The sequence below is a fragment of the Pseudoalteromonas sp. S558 genome (assembly GCF_005886635.1).
GTDB classification, from domain to species: Bacteria; Pseudomonadota; Gammaproteobacteria; order Enterobacterales; family Alteromonadaceae; genus Pseudoalteromonas; species Pseudoalteromonas aliena.
This window is the reverse complement of sequence record NZ_PNDU01000567.1, coordinates 1-323: the sequence shown is the minus strand read 5'-3', so window position 1 is coordinate 323 and position 323 is coordinate 1. Positions and strand designations below refer to the sequence as shown.

Below are 323 nucleotides of genomic sequence, written 5' to 3'. Positions count from 1 at the left end.
CGCAACTAATAATTAGCTATTAACTGTCTACAGAGCCACCAATATCGCCACATGCTTTCGCTGGCATAGAAACAAAACCGGTGCCTTTACATGATGCATGACCTGCACACGCATTATTAGCTGTTTTACAATCGTTATGACCACCACACACATTTACATCATTACAGTGTACTAAATCAGTTTTAGTAACTGTGCCAACCCATTTATCTTTTACCTTACCGCCAACGTCAGCACATGCTTTTGCAGGCATTGCTACAAAACCAGTGCCTTTACAAGATGCTTGACCAGCACATGCGTTTTCGGCTGTTTTACAATCGTTATGG

1 protein-coding gene is annotated in these 323 nt (G+C 41.8%); it reads right to left on the bottom strand.

The window, feature by feature from the left end; translation table 11 throughout:
• Positions 1 to 19: 19 nt before the first annotated feature.
• Positions 20 to 323: BufA2 family periplasmic bufferin-type metallophore (gene bufA2 / locus CWB66_RS21465; protein ID WP_138587005.1), on the bottom strand; the 304-nt coding region annotated here is incomplete at its 5' end.